Origin of the sequence: Achromobacter sp. GbtcB20 (assembly GCF_019091095.1) — a bacterium.
GTDB classification, from domain to species: Bacteria; Pseudomonadota; Gammaproteobacteria; order Burkholderiales; family Burkholderiaceae_B; genus Achromobacter; species Achromobacter mucicolens.
In genome coordinates, this window is record NZ_JAGXJZ010000013.1 from 90779 (window position 1) to 113761 (window position 22983).

At 66.5% G+C, this 22983-nt stretch carries 23 protein-coding genes and 1 riboswitch; of the genes, 11 read left to right on the plus strand and 12 right to left on the minus strand.

The window, feature by feature from the left end; translation table 11 throughout:
• Positions 1-23: 23 nt before the first annotated feature.
• Positions 24-959, minus strand: coding sequence for a methyltransferase domain-containing protein (locus KVT32_RS17690; protein WP_175156578.1), 936 nt, complete (start codon positions 957-959; stop codon positions 24-26).
• 89 nt (positions 960-1048) lie between these two features.
• Here KVT32_RS17690 and KVT32_RS17695 point away from each other — a divergent pair, with 89 nt between their 5' ends.
• On the plus strand, positions 1049-1783 hold the full coding sequence (locus KVT32_RS17695) for a ComF family protein (protein WP_371825595.1): 735 nt from the start codon (positions 1049-1051) through the stop codon (positions 1781-1783).
• Between the two features lie 134 nt (positions 1784-1917).
• Positions 1918-2388 carry a tRNA (cytidine(34)-2'-O)-methyltransferase gene (locus KVT32_RS17700; RefSeq protein WP_056319784.1) on the plus strand — a complete coding sequence of 157 codons (471 nt, stop codon included), beginning with the start codon at positions 1918-1920 and terminating at the stop codon, positions 2386-2388.
• Between the two features lie 22 nt (positions 2389-2410).
• On the opposite strand, the gene KVT32_RS17705 is transcribed toward KVT32_RS17700, so the two are convergent.
• The 5 genes from KVT32_RS17705 to KVT32_RS17725 all read right to left on the minus strand — a co-directional run bounded on the left by KVT32_RS17705 (position 2411) and on the right by KVT32_RS17725 (position 5860).
• A complete protein-coding gene (locus KVT32_RS17705) occupies positions 2411-3403 on the minus strand; it encodes a tripartite tricarboxylate transporter substrate binding protein (RefSeq protein WP_217618584.1) in 993 nt (330 codons plus the stop codon).
• Positions 3404-3468: 65 nt separating this feature from the next.
• Positions 3469-4536 (minus strand): NAD(P)H-dependent glycerol-3-phosphate dehydrogenase, encoded by a 1068-nt coding sequence (locus KVT32_RS17710; protein WP_175156577.1) that lies wholly within the window; start codon positions 4534-4536, stop codon positions 3469-3471.
• A 17-nt stretch (positions 4537-4553) separates the two neighbouring features.
• A complete protein-coding gene (secB, locus tag KVT32_RS17715; protein ID WP_056319734.1) occupies positions 4554-5090 on the minus strand; it encodes a protein-export chaperone SecB in 537 nt (178 codons plus the stop codon).
• A gap of 37 nt (positions 5091-5127) precedes the next feature.
• Positions 5128-5385: a glutaredoxin 3 gene (gene grxC, locus KVT32_RS17720; protein WP_056319736.1), complete on the minus strand. Its 258-nt coding sequence runs from the start codon at positions 5383-5385 to the stop codon at positions 5128-5130.
• 52 nt (positions 5386-5437) lie between these two features.
• Positions 5438-5860 carry a rhodanese-like domain-containing protein gene (locus tag KVT32_RS17725; protein ID WP_217618606.1) on the minus strand — a complete coding sequence of 141 codons (423 nt, stop codon included), beginning with the start codon at positions 5858-5860 and terminating at the stop codon, positions 5438-5440.
• Positions 5861-6074: 214 nt separating this feature from the next.
• Here KVT32_RS17725 and gpmA point away from each other — a divergent pair, with 214 nt between their 5' ends.
• From gpmA to KVT32_RS17760, 7 genes are all read left to right on the plus strand, one after another.
• Positions 6075-6827, plus strand: a complete 753-nt coding sequence (gene gpmA, locus KVT32_RS17730) for a 2,3-diphosphoglycerate-dependent phosphoglycerate mutase (protein WP_180097276.1) — start codon at positions 6075-6077, stop codon at positions 6825-6827.
• Positions 6828-6834: 7 nt separating this feature from the next.
• The gene (locus KVT32_RS17735; RefSeq protein ID WP_217618585.1) at positions 6835-8436 is read left to right on the plus strand and encodes a murein hydrolase activator EnvC; all 1602 of its coding nucleotides are present in this window, start codon (positions 6835-6837) and stop codon (positions 8434-8436) included.
• A gap of 136 nt (positions 8437-8572) precedes the next feature.
• Positions 8573-10018, plus strand: coding sequence for a S41 family peptidase (locus KVT32_RS17740; protein ID WP_180097278.1), 1446 nt, complete (start codon positions 8573-8575; stop codon positions 10016-10018).
• Entirely contained in the window at positions 10015-10773 is a 759-nt protein-coding gene (locus KVT32_RS17745) for a molybdopterin-synthase adenylyltransferase MoeB (protein WP_056319748.1), read from the plus strand. Before KVT32_RS17740 ends, KVT32_RS17745 begins: the two co-directional genes overlap by 4 nt.
• 104 nt (positions 10774-10877) lie before the next feature.
• Positions 10878-12068: a GGDEF domain-containing protein gene (locus KVT32_RS17750; RefSeq protein WP_217618586.1), complete on the plus strand. Its 1191-nt coding sequence runs from the start codon at positions 10878-10880 to the stop codon at positions 12066-12068.
• 167 nt (positions 12069-12235) lie between these two features.
• Positions 12236-12955 carry a FadR/GntR family transcriptional regulator gene (locus KVT32_RS17755; RefSeq protein WP_217618587.1) on the plus strand — a complete coding sequence of 240 codons (720 nt, stop codon included), beginning with the start codon at positions 12236-12238 and terminating at the stop codon, positions 12953-12955.
• On the plus strand, positions 12952-14364 hold the full coding sequence (locus KVT32_RS17760) for an FAD-binding oxidoreductase (protein ID WP_142052483.1): 1413 nt from the start codon (positions 12952-12954) through the stop codon (positions 14362-14364). Before KVT32_RS17755 ends, KVT32_RS17760 begins: the two co-directional genes overlap by 4 nt.
• Positions 14365-15500: 1136 nt before the next feature.
• On the opposite strand, the gene thiC is transcribed toward KVT32_RS17760, so the two are convergent.
• The gene (gene thiC, locus KVT32_RS17765; protein WP_062838980.1) at positions 15501-17414 is read right to left on the minus strand and encodes a phosphomethylpyrimidine synthase ThiC; all 1914 of its coding nucleotides are present in this window, start codon (positions 17412-17414) and stop codon (positions 15501-15503) included.
• A 64-nt stretch (positions 17415-17478) separates the two neighbouring features.
• A riboswitch (TPP riboswitch) is annotated at positions 17479-17587 on the minus strand.
• A 222-nt stretch (positions 17588-17809) separates the two neighbouring features.
• Between thiC and KVT32_RS17770 the strand changes: the two genes are divergently transcribed.
• Positions 17810-18373, plus strand: coding sequence for a hypothetical protein (locus KVT32_RS17770; protein ID WP_056320000.1), 564 nt, complete (start codon positions 17810-17812; stop codon positions 18371-18373).
• A gap of 204 nt (positions 18374-18577) precedes the next feature.
• Here the strand turns inward: KVT32_RS17770 and KVT32_RS17775 are convergent, their stop codons facing one another.
• The gene (locus tag KVT32_RS17775) at positions 18578-19027 is read right to left on the minus strand and encodes a helix-turn-helix transcriptional regulator (RefSeq protein WP_063952153.1); all 450 of its coding nucleotides are present in this window, start codon (positions 19025-19027) and stop codon (positions 18578-18580) included.
• A gap of 103 nt (positions 19028-19130) precedes the next feature.
• On the opposite strand from KVT32_RS17775, the gene KVT32_RS17780 reads away from it, so the two are divergent.
• Complete coding sequence (locus KVT32_RS17780) at positions 19131-19796, plus strand: response regulator transcription factor (protein ID WP_371825596.1); 666 nt, start codon at positions 19131-19133, stop codon at positions 19794-19796.
• Here the strand turns inward: KVT32_RS17780 and proB are convergent.
• From proB to rplU, 4 genes are all read right to left on the minus strand, one after another.
• Complete coding sequence (proB, locus tag KVT32_RS17785) at positions 19765-20901, minus strand: glutamate 5-kinase (RefSeq protein WP_056319998.1); 1137 nt, start codon at positions 20899-20901, stop codon at positions 19765-19767. The two genes, KVT32_RS17780 and proB, sit on opposite strands and share 32 nt — an antisense overlap.
• Positions 20902-20956: 55 nt before the next feature.
• Positions 20957-22093: a GTPase ObgE gene (obgE, locus tag KVT32_RS17790; protein ID WP_152382859.1), complete on the minus strand. Its 1137-nt coding sequence runs from the start codon at positions 22091-22093 to the stop codon at positions 20957-20959.
• Between the two features lie 201 nt (positions 22094-22294).
• The gene (rpmA, locus tag KVT32_RS17795; RefSeq protein WP_006389959.1) at positions 22295-22555 is read right to left on the minus strand and encodes a 50S ribosomal protein L27; all 261 of its coding nucleotides are present in this window, start codon (positions 22553-22555) and stop codon (positions 22295-22297) included.
• Between the two features lie 34 nt (positions 22556-22589).
• Positions 22590-22901 carry a 50S ribosomal protein L21 gene (rplU, locus tag KVT32_RS17800; RefSeq protein ID WP_006216228.1) on the minus strand — a complete coding sequence of 104 codons (312 nt, stop codon included), beginning with the start codon at positions 22899-22901 and terminating at the stop codon, positions 22590-22592.
• Positions 22902-22983 lie beyond the last annotated feature (82 nt).

Sequence of the window (22983 nt, forward strand, 5' to 3'; positions counted from 1 at the left end):
AAGCCAGCGGCGGGGCCCCCGTGTCAGGGGGCGCCGCGGTGCCGGCCGCCGATCGCGCTGACGGACAGGCGGGTTTCTCCCGCCACGGTCCGATGCGCGGCGGCGCGCCAGGCGTGGCCGTACGCCACCTCGATGCTCAGCACGATAAGACCATCGGCATTGCGCTGCGCTTCCAGCGCGGCGCACAGGCGGTCGCGCCAATCCCGTCCCACCAGCCCGCCGCGGCGGCCTTCGGCCGGGTTTCCGCCCAGGGCGCGCACGTCCTGCAGCAGCTTTTCCGGGCTGCGATAGGTCAGGGTCAGGATTTCCTGGTCCATGACCGGATCCGCGAAGCCGTTCTCAACCAGCAGGTCGCCGAAGTCGTGCATGTCCACGAAGGACGGCGTGGCGGTGCGCAGGCCCGCGTCGGCCACCGCCTGACGCAGTTCGCGCAGGGTGGCCGGGCCCAGACAGGAAAACATCGCCAGGCCGCCCACTTTCAGGATGCGGCGCCACTCGGCCAGCACGGCGTGCGGTTCGCGGTGCCAGTGCATGGCCATGTTCGACCACACCAGTTCCAGCGACTCGGGCGGCAGGCCCGTGTTTGCCAGATCCGCATTGACGAACGCGGGGGCGGCGGGGCCGCGGCGCGCCAGCTTGCCGATCCAGGCCGACAGGCCGCCCGGCGCGTGGCGCTTGCGCGCTTGGCCGAGCAGCGGCTCACAGTTGTCCAGGCCGGTATAGGCGGCATCCGGGTAGCGCTCGCGCAGCAACGGCAGGTTGTCGCCGGCGCCGCAGCCGGCGTCCAGCAAGGCTTGCGGCTGCACGCGGATGTACTGCAGGCGGCCGAGCATGCGGCGCGCCACCTCGCCATAGAGGAATTGGGCGTCAGCCAGGTCGCCGCGGCGCGCGAACTGGCGCGGCACGTCGGCGCTGACGAGGGGCAGGGAGGGGGGCGTTGCGGTATCTGGCAGGGACATTTCGGTCGCGCCCGCGGGATCGCCCGGGGCGGAGCATGGTTTGATCTGGGATGGCACACATTATTGCGCATCCCGGCCGCAGGCTCCGATTGCCCCTACTGGACATGGGGCGACGGCTGCTGTCGCGCGTGGGCGGCGATTGCCCGTTATGCGGCGCCCGGGTCGCGGGGGCGCGGCTGTGCGCCGGCTGCCAGGCCGACATCCTGGCGGGGCCGCCGGGCGCATCGGCCAGATGCCCGCAGTGCGCGCTTTGCCTCAACGGTGGCGGGACGCATTGCACGGCCTGCCTGGCGGCGCCGCGCCCATTCAGCCGGACCGTCGCGGCCTTTGACTACGCGCCGCCCGGCGACACGCTGATCCTGATGCTCAAGACGCAACTGCGCCTCAGCATGGCGCCGGTGCTGGCGCGGCTGATGGCGCAGGCGCTGCAGGCGGCGGACGGGGCAGCCAGTCCGGGCGCGGGCGCCTGGACTGCCGATCTACTCCTGGTCCCCATCCCGGCCAGCCGCGCGTCGCTGCGCCAGCGCGGCATGAACCCGGCGGCCGAGATCGCGCGCAGCCTGGCGGCCGAACTGTCGCTGCCCGCGCCACGCCTTGTCCTGGCGCGGCGGCGCGAGACGCCCCGCCAAGCCACGCTGGACCGGCGCGCCAGGCAGCGCGGGGCCGCGGGTCTTTTCACCTGCTCCGGCACCGTTCTTGGCCGGCATGTGGCGGTGGTGGACGACGTGATGACCACCGGCAGCACCGCTGGGGCCGCGGCGCAGGCCCTGATGGCGGCGGGCGCGGCCAGCGTCACGGTGCTGGTCGCCGCGCGCACGCCCTGACGCCGGATTGCATCGGCCGGCGTCCAGGCCGGGCCGCCTGGATGGCCCGCCGCGCGCCGGCCCATCCTGGCAAATCGGCGACAATCACGCCTGCGGCCGCTTCCGGCCGCACGCCTTTTCATCTTCCCTGCACCATGTTCCACGTCATTCTTGTCTGCCCGGAGATCCCGCCCAACACGGGCAACGCCATTCGCCTGTGCGCCAATACCGGCGCGCAGCTGCATCTGGTGCGGCCGTTGGGGTTTGAACTGGATGATGCCCGCATGCGGCGGGCCGGGTTGGACTATCACGAGTGGCAACCCGTGCGCGTGCACGACACGCTGCGCGAGGCGCTGGAAGATACCGGCGCGGCCGCGTCCAGCATCTATGCGCTGACCACGCACGCGCAGCGCAGCGTGGCCGATGTCAGTTTCAAGCCGGGGGATGTATTCGTGTTTGGCCGCGAAAGCGCCGGCTTGTCCGACGAACACCAGGCGATGTTTCCGCCGCAGCAGCGGCTGCGGCTGCCGATGCGCGCCGGCCAGCGCAGCCTGAACCTGTCGAATGCCGTGGCGGTCACGGTGTTCGAAGCGTGGCGCCAGCAGGGCTACGAAGGCGGCGCGTAGCGCCGCCCTTCGGCCGGGAAGCTTAGTCCAGCGACAGCTTGAGCTTGTCGATCACCTGGTCCCAACGCGCCTTTTCATTCTTGATGCGGGCGGTCAGGGCTTCCGGGGTGGACGGGGCGGGCGTGAAGTATTGCAGCGCAAGCTGCTTGCGCACGGCATCGCTATTGATGATGCGCGCCAGTTCGCTATTGAGCCGTTCGACGATCGGCGTGGGCGTGCCGGCCGGCGCCAGGATCGCATTCCACGAGATGGCCTCGAAATCCGGATAGCCTTGCGAGGCCATGGTCGGCACGCCGGGCAGGGCGTCGCTGGGCTGCAGGCTGGTCACGGCCAGCAGCTTGACCTTGCCGTCGCGCGCCTGCGGCACGGCGATCGCCGGCACCATGAAGCCCGCCTGCACGTCGCCGCCGATGATGGCGGTGATGACCTGGGGAAAGCCGGAGTACGGAATGTGCGCCAGGTCCACGCCCGCGCTCTCCTTGAACATCTCCATGGCCAGGTGGGCCGAGCTGCCCGGGCCAACCGACCCGTAGTTCAGCGAACTGCCGCGGCCTTTGACCAGCTTGACGAAGTCCTGGACGTTGTCGACCTTCAGGCTGCCCGGCACCACCAGCACGTTGGGGCTGGTGCCCACCAGCGACACCGGCTCCAGATCGGTCAGGGGGTCGTAGCCCAGCGTCTTCTTGTACAGGGTGGGGGCGGTGACCAGCGGGCCGTTGATCGTGTAGAGCAGCGTGTAGCCGTCGGGCTTGGCCTGCGCCACCATGCGCGTGCCGATGTTGCCGCCCGCGCCCGGCTTGTTGTCGATGACGATGGGCTGACCCAGGGCCTGGGAAAGGGGCTCGGAAATCGTACGCGCCAGGATGTCGGGAGACGAGCCCGGCGGGAAGGGCACCACCATGTGGATCGGGCGCTCAGGCCAGTCGGCATGGGCGGCAAAGGGCACGATGGCGGCCAGGCTCAGGCAAAGGCCACGCAGCAGCGGGCCGACCCGGAACTTGCGGGTTTGCGTCATGAAGGATGTCTCCTCGGGGTGGGTGTCGTGTGATGTTGTCGGAGCGGAATAGACAGAGGCGCGGCTTAGGCGGCGCCGAAGGCCTCGCCGGAGCCGGACCCTTCGTAACGCGCATCCCGCGCCAGCAGGGCCGAGACGGCCGTCATGGGCGCCACGCCTTCGAACAGCACGGCGCACACGGCTTCGGTAATGGGCAATTCGACATGGATGGCGCGGGCGCGTTCCAGCGCGGCGCGGGCGCAGCGCACGCCCTCGGCGGTGATGCCGCTGGCCAGGATGTCAGCCAGCTTGCGGCCGGCGCCGATCTCCAGGCCCACGCGCCGGTTGCGCGATAGCTCGCCCGTGGCGGTCAGCACCAGATCGCCCAGGCCGGTCAGCCCGGCGAAGGTTTCGGCCTGCGCGCCCAGCGCGACGCCAAAACGGGTCATCTCGGCCAGACCGCGGGTAATCAGGGCCGCGCGGGCATTGGTGCCCAGCGCAAGGCCGTCGCAGATGCCGCAGGCAACCGCGATCACGTTCTTTAGCGCGCCGCCCACCTCGACGCCGACCAGGTCGGTGCTGGCGTAGACCCGCAGCGCCGCGCCATGGAACGCCGCGGTCGTGGCCTCGCGCAGCGCGGGGCTGCTGCTGGCGACCGTCAGCGCGACGGGCAGGCCTTGCGCGACCTCGCGGGCGAACGAGGGGCCTGACAAGGCGCCGCCCGTTGCGCCGGGCAGGGCCTCGCGCATGATTTCGTGGGGCAGCCTGGCCGTGTCGGCTTCAAAGCCCTTGCACGTCCAGACGATGGGAGTGTCCTGCAGGCCCAGCGCGGGCAGCCGCTGCGACAGCGCTTCGCAAATGGACATGAGGCCCGCGACGGGCACGCCCAGCACGATCAGGGGGCGCGCGGCGTCGTCCTGCAAGGTGCGCAGCGTGGCGTCCAGATCGGCGGAAAACTGCAGCGTCTTGGGCAGGGAAATGCCCGCCAGATAGCGGGCATTTTCGTGGGTGGCGGCCATGGCGGCCGCTTGCGCGGCTTCGCGCGCCCAGAGCTGGGTGGGGTGGCGGCGGCTGGCGGCCGCCGCCAGCGCGGTGCCCCAACTGCCCGCACCCAGGACGGCGACGCGCAGGCGCGGCTCGGCGGGTTGGTTCATGGGGCGCCGCGGGGTGCTTACTGGCGGGTCGCGCCGGGGGGCAGGATGATGCCCGAGTCGCCGCCGCTACCATTGGCGGCGCCAGCCTGCTGCTGTTGCAGTTCGGCGATGCGCTGTTCGTACAGGGCCTGGAAGTTGACTTCGGTCAGGTGCAGCGGGGGCATCGAGGTGCGGGTGATCGCGTCGGCGATGTTGGCGCGCAGGTACGGGTAGAGCATCGTGGGGCAGACAATGCCCAGCAGCGGATCAAGCTGTTCTTCGGGGATGTTGGCCGCTTCGAAGATGCCGGCTTGCGTGCCTTCGACCAGGTACACGACCTTGTCGTTGATGCGCGTGGTGACGGTGACGGTGACCGTGGTTTCGAACACGGTTTCGGCCAGGCGCTGACCGCCCACGGTGATGCTCACCTCGACCTGGGGCGCTTCCTGCTCCAGGAACACGTGAGGCGCGTTAGGCATTTCCAGCGAGAGGTCTTTCAGGTAGACGCGCTGCAGATTGAACGAGGGCGCGTCGTTGCCGCCTTCTTGCTGGGAGTTTTGGTCTTGATCAGCCATGAGTGTTTCCGTTGGTGGGAGAGGCAAAAAGGGGCGATTAGCCGTTCAGCAAGGGGGTGAGTCCACCCGAGCGGTCCAGGGCCATCAGGTCGTCGCAACCGCCGACATGGGTATCGCCGATGAAGATCTGCGGGACGGTGCGCCGGCCGGTGCGTTCGATCATGACATCGCGCTGGGACGGTTCCCGGTCGATCTGGATGATTTCCAGGTCGGTCACGCCGCGCTGCTCGAGCAGCGACTTGGCGCGGGCGCAATAAGGGCAATAGTCCTTGCTGTACATGACGACTTTGTTCATAGGGCGCTCCTGTGGGTACAAGGATAGGTAGATGGGGGCGAGTCCGCCCGCTTCAACCCTTCTGGGTGACCGGCAGGCTGGCGGCGGACCAGGCGCGCATGCCGCCTTCCAGCGGCACGACGTCGGTAAAGCCCTGAGCGCGCAGCTTGGCGGCGGCGCGGGCCGAATCGCGGCCATTGTCGCAAACCACCACGAGCGGCTTGTTCTTGGGCAGCGAGCTGGCCTTCTGCTCGATGTCGGCTGCCGGCACGTTTCGTGCCTGGGCAATGTGGCCGGCCTGGAATTGCTCGGCAGGGCGCACGTCGACCCACACGGCATTGCGCTGGTTGACCATCTGGATGGCTTCATTCGTGCTGATGGCAGATCCGGTACGGCCCTTGCGCATGGCCGGAATGATCAGCATCACGCCAGACACCACGGCGACGGCGACAATGAAAATGTTGTTTTTATCGAGCAAGAATTGCAAAAGGTCCACGAAGGCTTCCTGTAGTACGTCGGCTGGCGCTACGCCGGCTTGCATGTCGGCAAGTCCGCCGGCCAGCCGGGTAGGGGCGAACCCTGATGCATCGCGTCCAGGACATGGACGCGGTGCGCCGGGGCAGAATCACGGGCAAAATCACTCAATTATAAAATGAGCCCATTCCTTAACCATCCTCCAACTTTAACCCGCGCTGCGGGCGCCCCAAACCATGCACAAACTCGTACTGATGCGCCACGGTGAAAGCCAGTGGAATCTTGAAAACCGTTTCACCGGCTGGACCGACGTCGACCTGACCGACACGGGCCGCGAACAGGCCCGCAAGGCGGGCGAACTGCTCAAGAAGGAAGGCTTCGCCTTCGATCTGGCCTACACCTCCGTGCTCAAGCGCGCCATCCGCACCCTGTGGATCGCGCTGGACGCCATGGACGCCATGTACACCCCGGTCGGCGTGAACTGGCGCCTGAACGAGCGCCATTACGGCGCCCTGCAAGGCCTGAACAAGTCCGAAACCGCCGCCAAGTACGGCGACGAGCAGGTGCTGATCTGGCGCCGCGCCTACGCCATCGCCCCGGAACCGTTGTCCCTGGACGACGAACGCCACCCGCGTTTCGACAGCCGCTACGCCAAGATTCCGGCCGACCAGCTGCCCGCCACCGAGTGCCTGAAGGACACCGTGGCCCGCGTGCTGCCGTTCTGGAATGAATCGATCGCGCCGGCCATCCGTTCCGGCCGCCAGGTGCTGATCGCCGCCCACGGCAACAGCCTGCGCGCCCTGATCAAGCATCTGGACAACGTGTCGGACGACGACATCGTCAACCTGAACATTCCGACCGGCCAGCCGCTCGTCTATGAACTGGATGATGACCTGCGCCCGATCCGCCACTATTATCTGGGCGATGCCGCCGAGATCGAGGCGGCCATGGCTGCGGTTGCAGCCCAGGGCAAGGCCAAGAAGGACTGATATCTCTATGCGTCGCACGGCGGGGTTGTTGTTGGCGGTCATGTTGGCCAGTGGGACGCTGCCTGCGCGCGCCGCGCCCAGCGACCTTGCCGGGCGTCAGTCCGATGCCGAGAAACAGCAGGCCGCCTTGCGCGACCGCATCGAGAGCCTGCAAAAGGAAATCGACGACCGCGAGGCCGCCCGCAAAGAGGCGGCCGACGCGCTCAAGCAGTCGGAATCGTCCATTTCCCGGATCAACCTGCGCCTGAAGGAACTGGCCGAGGCCAACCGCAAGGCGACGGCCGATCTCGCGTCGCTGGAAAAGCAGATCGCCGCGCAGGAGGCCGTGCTGGCCAAGCGCCGCGTCGAACTGGCCGACCAGCTGCGCACCCAATACACCAGCGGCCTGTCGCCCTGGACGGCGCTGCTCTCCGGCGACGATCCCCAGGTGCTGGGCCGTAATCTGGGCTATCTGGACTACGTGTCCCGCGCCCGGGCCGACGCTGTCAAGGCCTTGCGGGCCGACATCGACCGCCTGGCGGCGTTGCAAGCCCGCGCGGATGAACGCCGCGCCGAAATCGAAAAAGGGGTCGCCGAGACCTCCGAACAGAAAACCGCGCTGGTCGCGCAGCAAAAAGAGCGCGCCAGCCTGCTGGCCCAGCTGGAAGGGCAGATCGCCGCCCAGCGCGCCGAGGCCAACAAGCTCGGACGTGACGACCAGCGCCTGTCGCGGCTCATCACCGATCTGGACGCGGCGATTGCCAAGCAGATCGAGGACGCGCGCAAGGCGGAAGAGGCGCGCAAGCGCGCCGAGGAAGTCCGCCGGGCCGAGGAGGCGCGGCGTGCGGCCGAGGAAGCACGCCGCGTGGCCGAAGAAACCAAGAAGCGCGCCGAGGCCGAACGCCGCGCGCAGGACGCCCGCCGCAAGGCCGAGGCCGACCGCAAGGTCGCCGAGGACGGCGCCCGCCGCGACAACGAAGCCCGCGAGGCCGCCCAGGCGCGCGAACAGGTCGAGGCGGCCGCCCGCCAGAATCGGGGCCCGGTGGCCGTGGCCGACCCGGATGCCGCCGGATTGCGTCCCGCCGAGCAGCGCCAGACCCGCATTGGCGGCCCTGCCGATACGCCGGCGCAAACAAAGCCTGCCGAACCGCCCAAAAAGACGGAACCGATTGACGAGCCCGCCACTCCAACGCGCAGTGCATCGGCTCAGCAGACCGCAAAGGCGCCGCCCGTGGGCGGCGGCAGTGGTCTGCGGCACGGGCTGACCATGCCGGTGCGCGGCCAGGTGCAGGGCAGGTTCGGGGTGGATCGCCCGGACGGGGGCGTATGGCGGGGCGTGGTGCTGCGCGCGCCAGAAGGGACGCCCGTCAAGGTGGTGGCCCCCGGTACTGTGGTTTACGCCGATTGGCTGCGCGGCTTTGGCAACCTGATCATTGTGGATCATGGCCAGCAGTACCTGACCGTCTATGCTTACAACCAGAGCCTGCTCAAACGGGTGGGCGATCCGGTGGCTGGCGGCGATACTATTGCAACCGTCGGCGCAACCGGCGGCCAAGTGGAATCCGGCCTATACTTTGAAATTCGCCATCGTGGCGCTCCAGTGGACCCGGCCCAATGGCTGGCGCAGTAGATGTAGGTCGGCCGGTCGTGCACCGGTTTGCTGGGATGCGATCGGCGCAGATGCTGTCGGTAAATGAATGTCGTTGGAAAAATACCGTTGGTAAATTACCAAACCCATCGGCGAAAACAAAATTCGGGAAGTGTGCATGGGCACTCGTAAGTTTCGCGGTTTCGGTCTGATTGCCATCGGTGCGGTGGCTGGCGTGTTGCTCAGTGTTGGCGTGACTGCGGTCGCCCAGCGCGGCAGCCCCCTGCCTCTGGACGAGCTCAGGCAACTGAGCAATGTGTTTGCCGCCATCAAGAACAACTACGTCGAGGCCGTCGACGACAAGACCCTGATCGACAATGCCATTTCCGGCATGGTGTCGAACCTGGATCCCCACTCCGCCTATCTGGATGCCGACGCGTTCCGCGAGATGCAGACCGCGACGCAAGGCGAGTTCGGCGGCCTGGGCATCGAGGTCGGCGCCGAAGACGGCTTCGTGAAGGTCATCTCGCCCATCGAAGACACGCCCGCCGCCCGCGCGGGCGTCATGGCTGGCGACCTCATCATCAAGATCGACGACACGCCCACCAAGGGCATGACCCTGAACGACGCGGTCAAGCTCATGCGCGGCGCGCCCAAGTCGCCCATCACCCTGACGATCATGCGCGCCGACCGGCCGCAGCCGATCGTCGTGAAGATCGTGCGCGACATCATCAAGGTGCGCAGCGTGCGCAGCAAGATGCTGGACAACGGCATCGCCTACGTGCGCGTCGCCCAGTTCCAGGAAAAGACCGGCGCCGATCTCGCACGCCAGCTCAAGGAGCTGGGCGCGAAGGAACCGCCCAAGGGCCTCGTGCTGGACCTGCGCAATGACCCGGGTGGCCTGTTGACCAGCGCCATTGGCGTGTCCGGCGCGTTCCTGCCGCCCGATGCGCTCATCGTGTCCACGGACGGCCGCACCCCGGACGCCCGCCACAAGTACCTGGCCACGCCGTCGGAATTCGCTCGCGGCGAAAGCAACTACCTGTCCGGCCTGCCGGCCTGGACCAAGACGGTCCCGATGGTGGTGCTGGTGAACGTGGGCTCGGCCTCGGCGTCCGAAATCGTGGCCGGCGCGCTGCAGGACCACAAGCGCGCCAAGGTGCTGGGCAACCGCACGTTCGGCAAGGGCTCGGTGCAGGTGATCCTGCCGCTGTCCGAATCCACCGCGGTCAAGCTCACCACGTCGCGCTACTTCACGCCCAGCGGCCGCTCCATCCAGGCGACCGGCATCGAACCGGACTACGTCGTTGCCGACACGGCCGACGGCGACCTGTTCCGCCTGCCGCGCGAAGCCGACCTGCAACGCCACCTGTCGAACCAGCAGACCACCAACGAGATCAAGTCCAGCGCCGACCAGGACAACGTGGAACTGCCGGCCAAGGTGTTTGAATTCGGCGGCAAGGACGACTTCCAGCTTCAGCAGGCGCTGAACCTGCTGGCCGGCAAGCCGGTGCAGAAGGGCTCGGCCCGCGCCCAGGCCAAGGCTGACGCCAAGGCCGGCGGCGGGACGCCCCAGCGCATGAAGATCACGCCGACCGGAGTCGAGCCCAGCAAGGACAAATGAACGACGAGCAACTGCTGCGCTACGCCCGCCACATCCTGCTGGACGAACTCGGGATCGAAGGGCAGGAAAAACTGCTGGCGGCGCGTGTGCTCATCGTGGGGGCGGGCGGATTGGGTTCGCCCGCCGCGCTCTACCTGGCCACCGCTGGCGTGGGCGACATCACGCTGGCCGACGACGACGTCGTCGAACTGAGCAATCTGCAACGCCAGATCCTGCACACCACCGCCAGCGTCGGCCGTCCCAAGGCCGAGTCCGGCCGCGACATGCTGGGCGCCTTCAATCCGCAGACCCGCGTTCATGCCCGGGTCGAGCGCTTGAAGGACCAGGCCCTGTCCGACGCGGTCGCCCAGGCGGACCTGGTGCTGGACTGCACGGACAACTTCACCACTCGTCACGCCATCAATCGCGCCTGCGTGCAGCATCGCAAGCCGCTGGTTTCCGGCGCTGCGATCCGCTTTGACGGCCAGGTCAGCGTCTACGACCTGCGCGACGACAACGCACCGTGCTATCACTGCCTGTTTCCCGAAGCCGACGACGTCGAGGAAGCCAACTGCGCCACCATGGGCGTGTTCGCGCCGGTGGTCGGCATCATCGGCAGCATGCAGGCCGCCGAAGCCCTGAAGCTGCTGTCCGGGGTGGGCGAAAGCCTGTCCGGACGCCTGCTCTGGCTGGACGTGCGCACCATGCAATGGCGCAGCGTCAACGTGCAGCGCGACCCGGAATGCACGGTTTGCGGGCACCGCGCGCACGGGTAAAGACCGGCCGTATTGCACCCAAGGACAATACTAAAGGTTTCAAATACCTGCTATAACGCCAGCCAGCCTACTGAATTCGGGTAGATGGTCATGGATATGACGGCGTGGATACAGGACTGAAGTTCAGCTTGCCCAAGTGGCGGCTGACGCGTTGGCTGACGCATTCCGGGCATGACACGCCTGCGGACATCCGCGCGGCGCTCATTGCCAGTCTGTTCGGCACGCTCCCCATTTTTGCCGGCGGGGTCATCAACACCCTGATGATCTCGGGCGTCGTCGCGTGGCGCCGGCCCGAACCGCTCTACGTCTCGTGGCTGATCCTGGAGATCGTGCTCGCGCTGGTGCGCGTCACGATTCTGCGCGCCGCCTTGCGGGCGGCCCCCAAGGGCGGCAACACCTATACCGATCTCTACATCCTGCTGGCGCTGCTCTGGGCGTTCAGCGTGGGCTATGGCGTGTTCGTCACCTTGCTGAATGAGGACTGGCTGGCGGCGACGCTGGCCGGCGTGTCGTGCGGCGCCATGGCGGGCGGGATCTGCTTTCGCAACTACGGCGCGCCCCGGCTGGTAGGCGCCATGATCTTCCTGAGCCTGGGCCCCATGTGCCTGGGCGCCCTGTTCACGGGCGAATGGGTGATGGCGATCGTCTTCATCCAGATCCCGTTTTATCTCATCAGCATGGTCATCGCCTCGCACCGGCTCAACCGGATTCTGGTGTCCACCATGCTGGCCGAGCGGGACAGCGACCGGCGCGCCAGCGAAGACGCGCTGACCGGCCTGGCCAACCGCGCCGGCCTGCTGGCGGCGCTGGAGCGTGTGTGTAGCAGCGCGCGCGGCCATGACAGCGCCGCCGCGCTGCTGTACATGGACATGGACGATTTCAAGCGGATCAACGACACCCACGGACACGCCGGGGGCGACCAGGTGCTCAAGACCATCGCGGAGCGCATGCGGGCCATGCTGCGGGTGGACGACGTGGCCGCGCGAATCGGGGGTGACGAATTCATCGTCCTGGTCACCGGCATCGACGCCACGGCCGCGCTGCGGCTGGGCGAGCATCTGCTGCGCGACGTCTCGCAGCCCATCACGCTGGCCGACGGCAACCGGGTCTGCGTGGGGCTGTCCATCGGCATCTCGATCATGTCGGGCGCCAACCGCACCCCGCAAGGCGCGCTGGATTCCGCCGACGCGGCGCTGTACCGGGCCAAGGCGCAGGGCGGCCGCTGCTGCGTGGTCGACCAAGGCCAAGTCATCGCTGAAAGCGAAGGCCTGCAAAGCGCGTCGGTCGCCGCTTGAAGCGACGGCGCTCGTCCGCCGCGGCCGTGCGGGGCCGAATCTGTCCAAATCTGGACGCCGTTCACTGATTTTCGCGCTTCACCATCACGGCATACGGGCCGCATGGCCGGCACTCTGAAACAATTAAAGTTATCAGATAACCTGAAAAATCTGCCTATAATCCGCTCATGTTGACCAAGAGCCTCACCCTGACCGAGCAGGTCGCCCGCCAGCTCGCCAGCGAAATCGCCGACGGCATCCATGCCGTCGGCGCCAAGCTGCCGTCCGGCCGTGTGCTGGCCGAACAGTACGGCGTCAGCGCCGCCGTCATCCGCGAAGCCACGGAACGCCTGCGCGCGCAGGGCCTGATCCAAAGCCGGCAGGGGTCGGGCAGCACGGTCGTCTCGCGCACGGGCGCACAGGGCTTTCAGGTGTCCACCGGCATTGCGGTCGACCGCGACAAGCTCGCCAATGTCTACGAACTGCGCATGGAACTGGAAGGCGGCGCAGCCGCGCTGGCTGCGGTTCGCAGCACGGCGTCGGACCTGGACGCCATGGCATCGGCCCTCGCCTCGCTTCAAGCCCATCTGGACCACCCCGAAGCGGGCGTCGAACACGACATCGCCTTTCACGTCGCCATCGCGACGGCCACGCACAACAGCTACTACCAGGACCTGCTGCAATACCTGAACCTGCAGCTGCGCCTGGCCGTCAGCACTGCCCGGTCAAACAGCCTCCTGCAAGAAGGCCTCACCGCCGCCGTGCACCAGGAACACGTCGCCGTGTTCGAGGCCATCCGCGCGCGCGATCCGGACCGCGCCCGCCAAGCCGCCATCCGCCACCTGCAGCAAGCCGCCGGCCGCCTGCAACTCGATCTTCTTTTTCCCGCTGCATCCCACATCTCATGAGCGCAACCGACTTTTCTCAACGGCTGGTCCAGGCCCTGGGCCCCGATACCGTGTTCACCGACCCGGCGGACATCGCCCCGTGGCTGTCCGACTGGCGCGGCCTGTATAACGGCCAGGCCCAAGCTGTCGTGCGTCCGCGCACGACCGCCGAGGTCGCCACATGCCTTGCCCTGTGCCAGGAAGCCGGCGTGCCGGTTGTGCCGCGCGGCGGCAACACCGGGCTGTGCGGCGGCGCCACGCCCGACGGCGGCGCGAACAACGTCGTCATCAGCCTGGACCGCATGAATGCGGTGCGCGCCATCGACACCGTCGCCAACACGATGGTCGCAGAAGCCGGCGCCATTCTCGGCAACCTGCGCCGCGCGGCCCAGGACGCCGGCCGCCTGCTGCCGCTCAGCCTTGCTGCGGAAGACTCCAGCCAGATCGGTGGCAACGTCGCCACCAATGCCGGCGGCGTGAACGTGGTGCGCTACGGCATGGCCCGCGAACTGGTCCTCGGTCTGGAAGCGGTGCTGCCCACCGGCGAAATCTTTCACGGCCTGCGTACCCTGCGCAAGGACAACACCGGCTACGACCTCAAGCAACTGCTCATCGGGTCGGAAGGCACGCTCGGCATCATCACCGCCGTCGCGCTGCGTCTGTACCCGCGCACCGACGTGCGCTCCGTCGTGCTGGCCGCCGTCGAATCCCCGGCGCAGGCGCTGCAACTGTTCGAGATCCTGTTCGAACAATGCGGCGCACGCCTGCAAGCCTTCGAATTCTTCACCGGCGATTGCCTGGACCTGGTGCTGACGCACGCCGAGGGCGTGCAGGAGCCCTTCGAACAACGCTACCCGGCCTATGTGCTGGTGGAACTGGCCGACACCACCGACGAGGCCGCGCTCAACACGCTGCTCGAAAACGTCATCGGCACGGCGCTTGAACGCGGCCTGTGCCTGGACGCCGCGGTCTCGGCGTCACTGGCCCAATTGCAGACGCTGTGGAAGCTGCGCGAGGAAATCTCCGAAGCCCAACGCGCCGACGGCCCCCACCTGAAGCACGACGTGTCGCTGCCGATCGAGCGCATTCCCGACTTCATGCAGTCGGCCGAAGCGCGCGTACGCGCCCTGTACCCCGACATCCGCCCGTTCATCTTCGGCCACTTCGGCGACGGCAACCTGCACTACAACCTGTCCCGCCCGGCAGGCGCCGACCGCAACTGGGTCGCGGAGCATGGGGCTGCGATCACGGATGCGGTGTTGGATGAAGTGAACCGGTATGGGGGGAGTATTTCGGCTGAGCACGGAATTGGTCAGCTCAAGCGTGAGCATTTCCTGCATAGCAAGGATGCCGTGGAGTTACGGTTGATGCGGGAGATCAAGAAGGTGATGGATCCTGCGGGGATTATGAATCCTGGGAAGTTGTTGTAGGCGTTGGTTTGGATCTTCGGGGGGGGGGGGGGACGGAGCTTTGTCGTGGCGTTAGATCTTCTTGGTTGCTTTAGATCTTTGTAGTTGCGGCGGATCTTCGTAGTTGCTTTAGATCTTCATAGTTGCGTCGGATCTTCGTAGGTCGCCCGACGCCGCGGTCACCGTGGGCACGATCGCCCACGATTGCGGTCCGGAGCCTTCGCTCCGGACTTCCCCCTCGTCATCTTCGTCCGCCTTCGGCTCCCTTCAGATTCCCTCGGGCGCATCGACGGCGCTCGCACCCACGGTGACCGCGACGCCGTGCTGCGAGGGTCTTTGGTATGTGGCGCTTCAAGACCTGTGGTCAGGGCAGGAGATCTGCGGGGCCGCCGAATTGCTGCCGCCCGGGCGGCGGCAATCGGCATTTGGGTGCTGGTACGTCGTGAGGGTGTGCGCTAGCGCGCTGGCGGGGATCGGCTTGCTAATGGTGCTCTCCGACGGGGGGGGGGCGGTGATGGGCGGCGCGCGTCGACGGCCAGCTACAACCTGCCCACCTCTACGCGCGCCGCCCATCGAGCACTGGAGTTCAATTGACGATCAATGGCGGTCGTGCCGGAACTTGGCGAGCGCGTTTGCCGCTGTCGGTGTCTGACACCCTCGGGGGGTGAACTCGCATGAAGCGCCTCTCACCAGGGTGTCAGACACCTTGAGAGGAAGCAGCCACACGCGAAGCGTCATAGCGACGACGCAAGACACCGCGTAAGCCCACGAAGGCCGCCCGCGCGGCCGCCCGGGGGCGGGCACCGCAAGACGTTTCTCTCCCGAACGACTGCGTGCAAGAACGCCAAGAACCCGGCTCGCCCCGCCGCCCGTAAAGATTCAACCGTAGAGCCCGGTGTGGCGTGGGCCTGGGGCGGGCGGGGCGTTTAGATGCGCCCGACGGAAACCGAAGGGAGCCGAAGGCGGACGAGGTTGAGGACGGGGCAGGCCGGAGCGAAGGCTCCGGACCGCAATCGGAGCCCCGTCCGCCCCAGGCCCACGACGCGCCGGGCGTCTAAAGAACCCGATCCGCCGCAAGCATCAAGCCGCAAGCCGCAAGCGGCAAGCCGAATGCCGCAACCCCTTCACTCCATCAACCTAAATCCCCCGCCAACAATTCACTGCCGGTGATAAACCTCACTCCCTTTCCGCACAAACTCCACCGACTTCTCCTGCATCCCCTTAGCCAGCGCTTCCTTCTCGCTGACTCCCTGAGCCGCCGCATAATCCCGCACATCCTGCGTGATCTTCATGCTGCAGAAATGCGGGCCGCACATCGAGCAGAAGTGCGCCACCTTCATCGAATCCTTAGGCAGCGTCTCGTCGTGGAATTCCTTCGCCGTATCCGGATCTAGACCCAGATTGAACTGATCGTCCCAGCGGAACTCGAAGCGCGCCTTCGATAGTGCGTTGTCGCGGATCGCCGCGCCCGGATGTCCCTTGGCCAGGTCCGCCGCATGTGCCGCGATCTTGTACGTGATGATGCCGTCCTTCACGTCCTTCTTGTTCGGCAGCCCCAGGTGTTCCTTCGGCGTCACGTAGCAAAGCATCGCCGTGCCATACCAGCCGATCAGCGCCGCGCCGATGCCCGACGTGATGTGGTCGTAGCCCGGGGCGATGTCCGTCGTCAGCGGGCCCAGCGTGTAGAACGGCGCCTCGTGGCAGTGTTCCAGCTGCAGCTCCATGTTTTCCTTGATCATCTGCATCGGCACATGACCCGGGCCTTCGATCATCACCTGCACGTCGTGCTTCCACGCCACCTGCGTCAGCTCGCCCAGCGTCTTCAGTTCCGCGAATTGCGCCTCGTCGTTTGCGTCGTAGCCCGAGCCCGGACGCAGGCCGTCGCCCAGCGAGAAGCTCACGTCGTACGCCTTCATGATTTCGCAGATCTCTTCGAAGCGTTCGTACAGGAAGCTCTCCTTGTGATGCGCCAGGCACCACTTGGCCATGATCGAGCCCCCGCGCGACACGATGCCCGTCATGCGGTCCGCGGTCATCGGGATGAACGGCAGGCGCACCCCTGCGTGGATCGTGAAATAGTCCACGCCTTGCTCGGCTTGCTCGATCAGCGTGTCGCGGAAGATCTCCCAGGTCAGGTCCTCGGCCTTGCCGTCCACCTTCTCAAGTGCCTGGTAGATCGGCACCGTGCCGATCGGCACCGGCGAGTTGCGGATGATCCACTCGCGGGTTTCGTGGATGTGCTTGCCGGTCGACAGGTCCATCACCGTGTCGCCGCCCCAGCGGATCGCCCACGTCATCTTTTCCACTTCCTCGCCGATGCCCGAGCTGACCGCGGAATTGCCGATGTTTGCGTTGATCTTCACCAGGAAATTGCGGCCGATGGCCATCGGCTCCACTTCCGGGTGGTTGATGTTGGCGGGGATGATCGCGCGGCCGCGGGCGACTTCGGCACGCACGAACTCCGGCGTGATGGCGGCGGGGATGGCCGCGCCGAACGATTGGCCCGGGTGCTGGCGCAGCAGGCGCTTGACCATCTTTTCGCCGTCGGGGCCGCTGTCGCGTAGCGTTTGCAGGTAGTGCTCGCGGCGCAGGCTTTCGCGGATCGCCACGTATTCCATTTCCGGCGTGATGATGCCGCGGCGCGCGTAGTGCATCTGCGAAACGTTCGCGCCGGACTTTGCGCGGCGCGGCGGGCGCTGCAGGTCAAAGCGCATCGCCGTCAGCTTCGGATCGGTCAGGCGCGACTTGCCGTAGTCGCTGGTCGGGCCGGACAGCAGCTCCGTGTCGCCGCGTTCCTCGATCCACGCGCGGCGCAGTTCCGGCAGGCCGCGGCGGATGTCGATCTTGACGTCCGGGTCCGTGTAGGGACCGCTACAGTCATACACCGTCAGCGGCGGATTTTTTTCGCCGCCGAACATCGTCGGCGTGTCGTCCTGTTCGATCTCCCGGAAGGGGACCCGGATGTCCGGGCGTGAGCCCACTTCATACACGCGGCGTGATTTGGGCAGCGGTGCGACGGCCGCAGCGTCGACTTCGGCGGTCGCGGCCAAAAATTTGGGATTTGCGTTCATGGAAAGCTCCAAGCGAGTGGTTGGAGCCGATCGGGATGGACTCCCGCCCAGTACGTGCGAAGACGCGTGGCGGGAATACGCTCCCAGCATCGGCATTATCCGTACTGGTACGAAGGGACTCTCTCAACACGTCGCCGCCGTCGATGGCGGGACGAGTACCCCTGCGTGAACGCGCAGTATAGAGCCAAGCGGACGCGGCGCATTGAACAATCTGCGAGCACCGTCGCAACGCGCGCAGATAGGGCATTTGAACGAGGCTGGTATTACTGCTTTACATTTGGATTCAGTCTAGACAGACACCGCCATGCAGGTTCGGTACACTTTTTTCCACACGCCGCGTGTACAGTCTTAGAGTCTTACCGTCCGGCATCAGCCCACTTAAGAAGGAATCGAGCATGCAACTGAACCTACGCACATTGGCGCCCGCCCTCGTAGTCGTGACATTGGCGCTAGCGGGTTGCAAGACGGCCCCGACTAAGACGTCCGACGCCACGGCCACGCCCCCGGCGGGCCAGCAATCGACCACGCCCGCGGCCGCCGCGCGCGTGGATTTCTATCTGGCCAAGCGCGAACCCGGCGCCGGCCTGCGTGAAGTGAACCTGCCCGACGGCAAGCTCTATCTGCAGGAAACGCCCGTGCTCACGCGCGCCGACCTGACCGATGCCGCCGCGCTGGTGGATCGCCAAGGCCAGAACTTCGTGGGTCTGCGCTTCTCCGAAGCCGGCACCCGCAAGCTGACCGCCGTCAGCACCGCCAACGTCGGCAGCGTGCTGGCCCTGGTGATCGATCAGGAACTGGTTGCCGCGCCGCTCATCGGCGAGCCCCTGAACCGTGGCGTCCTGGCCTTTGGCGTGCCCTCGGCCCAGGCGGCCTCCGAAATCGCCGCGCGCATCCGTGGCGATGCCGTGCCCGCCGCAGGCGGAACGGCACCCGCGCCGGCACCCGCTGCCAAACCCTGATCTCGGGGTGCGCAAAAAAACCGGCTTACGTGGCCGGTTTTTTTTCGTCTGCATTTTTGTCCTGGAAGGCGCATTCAACGTGCGCGCCAGGCGTCCGCGAGAACGGGACAAATTGGTCCGCCCGATGCGGCTCGCAGTGTCTTGATCTTGAAGCGTGGTCGCGGCGTGGCCCGATATGCAGCGGGCCGCGGGCAGGGGCCGCGATCAGCCGATCTTGCGGCCGCGCGGCTTGATGCCGCGGCGAAGCAGTGTCGTTTCGATGAAGGTCTGGGTTAACGCTTCGAGCATTGCCCGTTCGTCGGGCGTCAGCGATTCGAATTGCGACGGTGAAATGTTGGGATAGGGCCACGGCGCCAGCGGACGGGGCCGGCCGCCGGGGCGCGGCGCCGATTCGGAAACGCCTGATACTGGCAAAGTATTGCTCAGGTCGTAGGCGTCCAGGGGAAGCTCCATGGGACCCTTGCCGGTCTCCAGCCATTCGACTTCGATCTTCAGCACCTGCGCCAGCTTGCGCGCGGATCGGCTTGAATGCCGCAGACCACTTTCGTAGCTGCCGATCGCGCTTTGCGAGATGCGCACCAGACGGGCGAGCGCCTTCTGCGTGTGGCCACGAAGAAGACGCGCATGCTTCAGTCGGTCTGAGAATGTTTTCACAGGGCGATTGAAGCTTGCCGATCTGTCACGTTGGTGGATATAAATAACACTAGGGTGATAACAAGGGGAAGATCGCATGTGGGAGCGGGGCAGCGTATTTATCGTGCGATCCGAGGACGTTGCGGGGTGGCGGCTGGCCAGTGCGCTGCGCCAATTCGACTGGGACACGCGCGTCTTTGCATCGGTGGACGCCCTGCTCCAACACGTGTCCGGTGACGCGCCGGATCTGCTTGTCGTGCAAGGGCCTTGCGACAGCAAGGCGGATCTTGTTGACCGCGTGCGCCAAGCCGCGCCGGGCGCGCGGGTGGTGTGGCAGGACGGCGGCGCCACCACGGCGCAGCGCGCGGCGGCGCTGGACGCAGGGGTCGACGCCTGCGTGCCGGCGGACATGGAGCTTCTGGAGTGGGACGCGCTGCTGCGCAGCCTGTGCCGGCGCGCGCGGTGCGGACCGGACGACTGGCGCGTCGTGGCATTTGGCCGCATGCTGGTGGGCCCCCGCGGTGAACGCCTGCCGCTTACCCTGCGCGAGCGCGCCGTTCTCATCCGGTTGTTCAATGCGCCCGGGCACTGTCTTCATCGCGAAAGCTTCTTTCCCGCGCAAGCGCGCGATCCCCTGGACAGCACAAGGCGCGTGGACGTGGTCGTGTCTCGGCTGCGCAACAAGGCGCGCCGGTTCAATATCGATCTTCCGTTGCTGGCGGTGCGGGGGTGGGGATATATCCTGCTGCCGCGCCTTCCTACAGCACGACCAGATTGTCCCGGTGCATGAGCTCGGGTTCGGTCATGCTGCCCAGGATGCGCGCGATCTGCGACGAAGGCTGGCGCAGGATGCGGCGCGTGTCGGCCGACGAATAATTGATCAGCCCGCGGGCGCATTCATGGCCCTGGCTGTCGACGCAGGCCACGACGTCGCCGCGGCCGAATTCGCCTTCCACGTCGGTCACGCCGATAGGCAGAAGGCTCTTGCCTTCGCGTAGCAGCGCCTGCACGGCGCCGTCGTCCAGCACCACGCGGCCACGCAGGCGCAGGTGATCGGCCAGCCACTGCTTGCGCGCCGACCACACCGGCACGACCGCCTGCAGTTCGCTGCCGATGCACTCGCCCTGAGCCAGGCGCGTCAGCACATTGCGTTCGCGGCCCGAGGCGATGACGGTATGCGCGCCGCTGTGGGCCGCTCGCTTGGCGGCCAGCACCTTGGTCAGCATGCCGCCGGTGCCGATGCCGCTGCCCGCGCCGCCCGCCATGGCTTCTAGCGCGGGGTCGCCCGCCTGGGCGTGCGACATGAACTTGGCTTGCGGATTCTTGCGCGGGTCGGAGTCGTACAGGCCGCGTTGGTCGGTCAGGATGACCAGCGTGTCGGCTTCGATCAGGTTGGTGACCAGCGCGCCCAGCGTGTCGTTGTCGCCCAGCCGGATTTCGTCGGTCACGACCGTGTCGTTTTCGTTCACGATGGGCACGACACCCAAACGCAGCAGGGCAAACAGCGTGCTGCGCGCGTTCAGGTAACGGTGGCGGTCGGCCAGGTCTTCGTGGGTCAGCAAAATCTGCGCGGTGCGCAGGCCGTGTTCGGCGAAGGCGGCCTCATAGGCCTGGCACAGTCCCATCTGGCCCACGGCTGCCGCGGCCTGCAGTTCGTGCATGACGGACGGGCGCTTGCGCCAGCCCAGGCGCGCCATGCCTTCCGCGATGGCGCCGCTGGACACCAGCACGATCTGCTTGCCCTGCTTGTGCAGGGCGGCGATCTGTGCGGCCCAGTGGGCGACCGCGGCGCGGTCCAGGCCTCGGCCTTCGTTGGTGACCAGCGATGAGCCGACTTTGGCGACGATGCGCTGGGCGTGGGTGACGACGGAAACGGCAGGTGATTCAGCAGACATGATGGCGGCCGGCTGCGGCGAAAAAAAGCGTAATCGAAAGGACTGCGATTATGGCTTATTCGTTACCGCCGCGCGGCGCGGCCGGCTTGTCTGCGTCGGTGCGCGTGTCGTCAAAGCGCGGGTCCGGCGCCACGTAGGTGCCTTCGGCCTGATCCTGCGCAAGCTGTTCCTTTTCGCGCTCGGCGTCCAGGTAGTCCTGCAGCGCGTAGATCAGGTCCTGCGTGCCTTCTCCCGACAGGCCCGAGATGCCGAACACCGGACCGGTCCAGCCGTAGAGCTCGAGGAAGCGGCGCTTGGTGTCCTCGGGATCCGGCACCATGTCCAGCTTGTTCAGGATCAGCCAGCGCGGCTTGGCGGCCAGGTCGGCGTCATAGCGGCGCAGTTCCTCGACGATGGCGCGCGCATCGGCGACGGCCTGCTCGACGGGATCGGCGTCCGGATCCGGCGTGGACACGTCCACCAGGTGCAGCAGCACGCGGGTGCGCGCCAGATGGCGCAGGAACAGGTGGCCCAGGCCGGCGCCTTCGGAGGCGCCTTCGATCAGGCCCGGAATGTCGGCCACGACAAAGCTGCGCGACGGCGACGTGCGCACGACGCCCAGGTTCGGGTGCAGCGTGGTGAAGGGGTAGTCCGCGATCTTGGGCTTCGCATTGGAAATGCGGGTGATCAGCGTCGACTTGCCGGCATTGGGCAGGCCCAGCAGGCCCACGTCGGCCAGCACCTTCAGTTCCATGCGCAGGTGGCGGTGTTCGCCTTCCTTGCCGGGCGTCCATTGCTTGGGCGCGCGGTTCACGCTGGACTTGAAATGGATGTTGCCCATGCCGCCCTGGCCGCCGGCGGCCAGCACCACCTTCTGTTCGTGCTTGTTCAGGTCGAACAGGACTTCGCCGGTTTCGGCGTCATGGATGATCGTGCCCACCGGCACGCGCAGGGTGATGTCCGGGGCGGCAGCGCCGTATTGGTCCGAGCCGCGGCCGTTTTCGCCGTTCTTGGCGCGGTGCAGGCGTGCATAGCGGAAATCGATCAGCGTGTTGATGTTGCGATCGGCCACCGCGTAGATGGTGCCGCCACGGCCGCCGTCGCCGCCGTCGGGGCCGCCACGGGGAATGAATTTTTCGCGGCGAAAGCTCGCCACGCCATTGCCGCCTTTGCCGGCGACCACTTCAATGGTGGCTTCGTCTACGAATTTCATGGTGTATGCGCGTGTAGTGGGTGAGGGCGGGCGTCCACACGGGGAGCCGCCGGGAGGCAAAAGAGAGCTTACTCGCCAATTGCCTTCAAACAAAAAAGCCCTGCCGCACGCGACAGGGCTTTTGCCGTTCGGGAACTGCGGCGGACCGCGTCCCAGACCGTATGCGACCGCGGACGTGAAGTCCGCGGGCTTGCTAACCGATTACTCGGCAGCGACGATCGAAACGGTCTGCTTGTTCAATGCGCCCTTGAAGCCGAATTGAACCTTGCCGTCGACCAGCGCGAACAGGGTGTGGTCCTTGCCCATGCCGACGTTCACGCCAGCGTGGAAGCGAGTACCGCGCTGACGCACGATGATCGAACCAGCGGGAATCAATTCGCCGCCGAATGCCTTGACGCCCAGACGCTTCGATTCTGAGTCGCGTCCGTTCCGCGTAGAGCCGCCGCCCTTTTTCTGTGCCATGTTTAGCTCCTGCTAAGTGGTACCGAGTCGCTTCTTAAGCCGTGATGGCTTCGATGCGGATTTCGGTGTAGTTCTGACGGTGGCCCTGACGCTTCTGATAGTGCTTGCGACGGCGCATCTTGAAGATCTTGACCTTGTCGTGGCGGCCTTGCGCAAGAACCGTTGCCTTGACCACGGCGCCGGAGACGAGGGGCGTGCCAACTTTCAGTTGGTCGCCTTCGCCCACGGACAGCACTTGGTCCAGGGTGATTTCTTGCCCAATGTCAGCCGGTATCTGTTCTATCTTGAGTTTTTCGCCAGCGGCAACGCGATACTGCTTGCCACCGGTTTTTACGACCGCGTACATGGGGTATTCCTTAAATAGGTAAATGGGTTCGTTCGTGCTGCCTGCCCTGCTGGGCAAGAATGCCGTGCTGGCCTGCCGTACC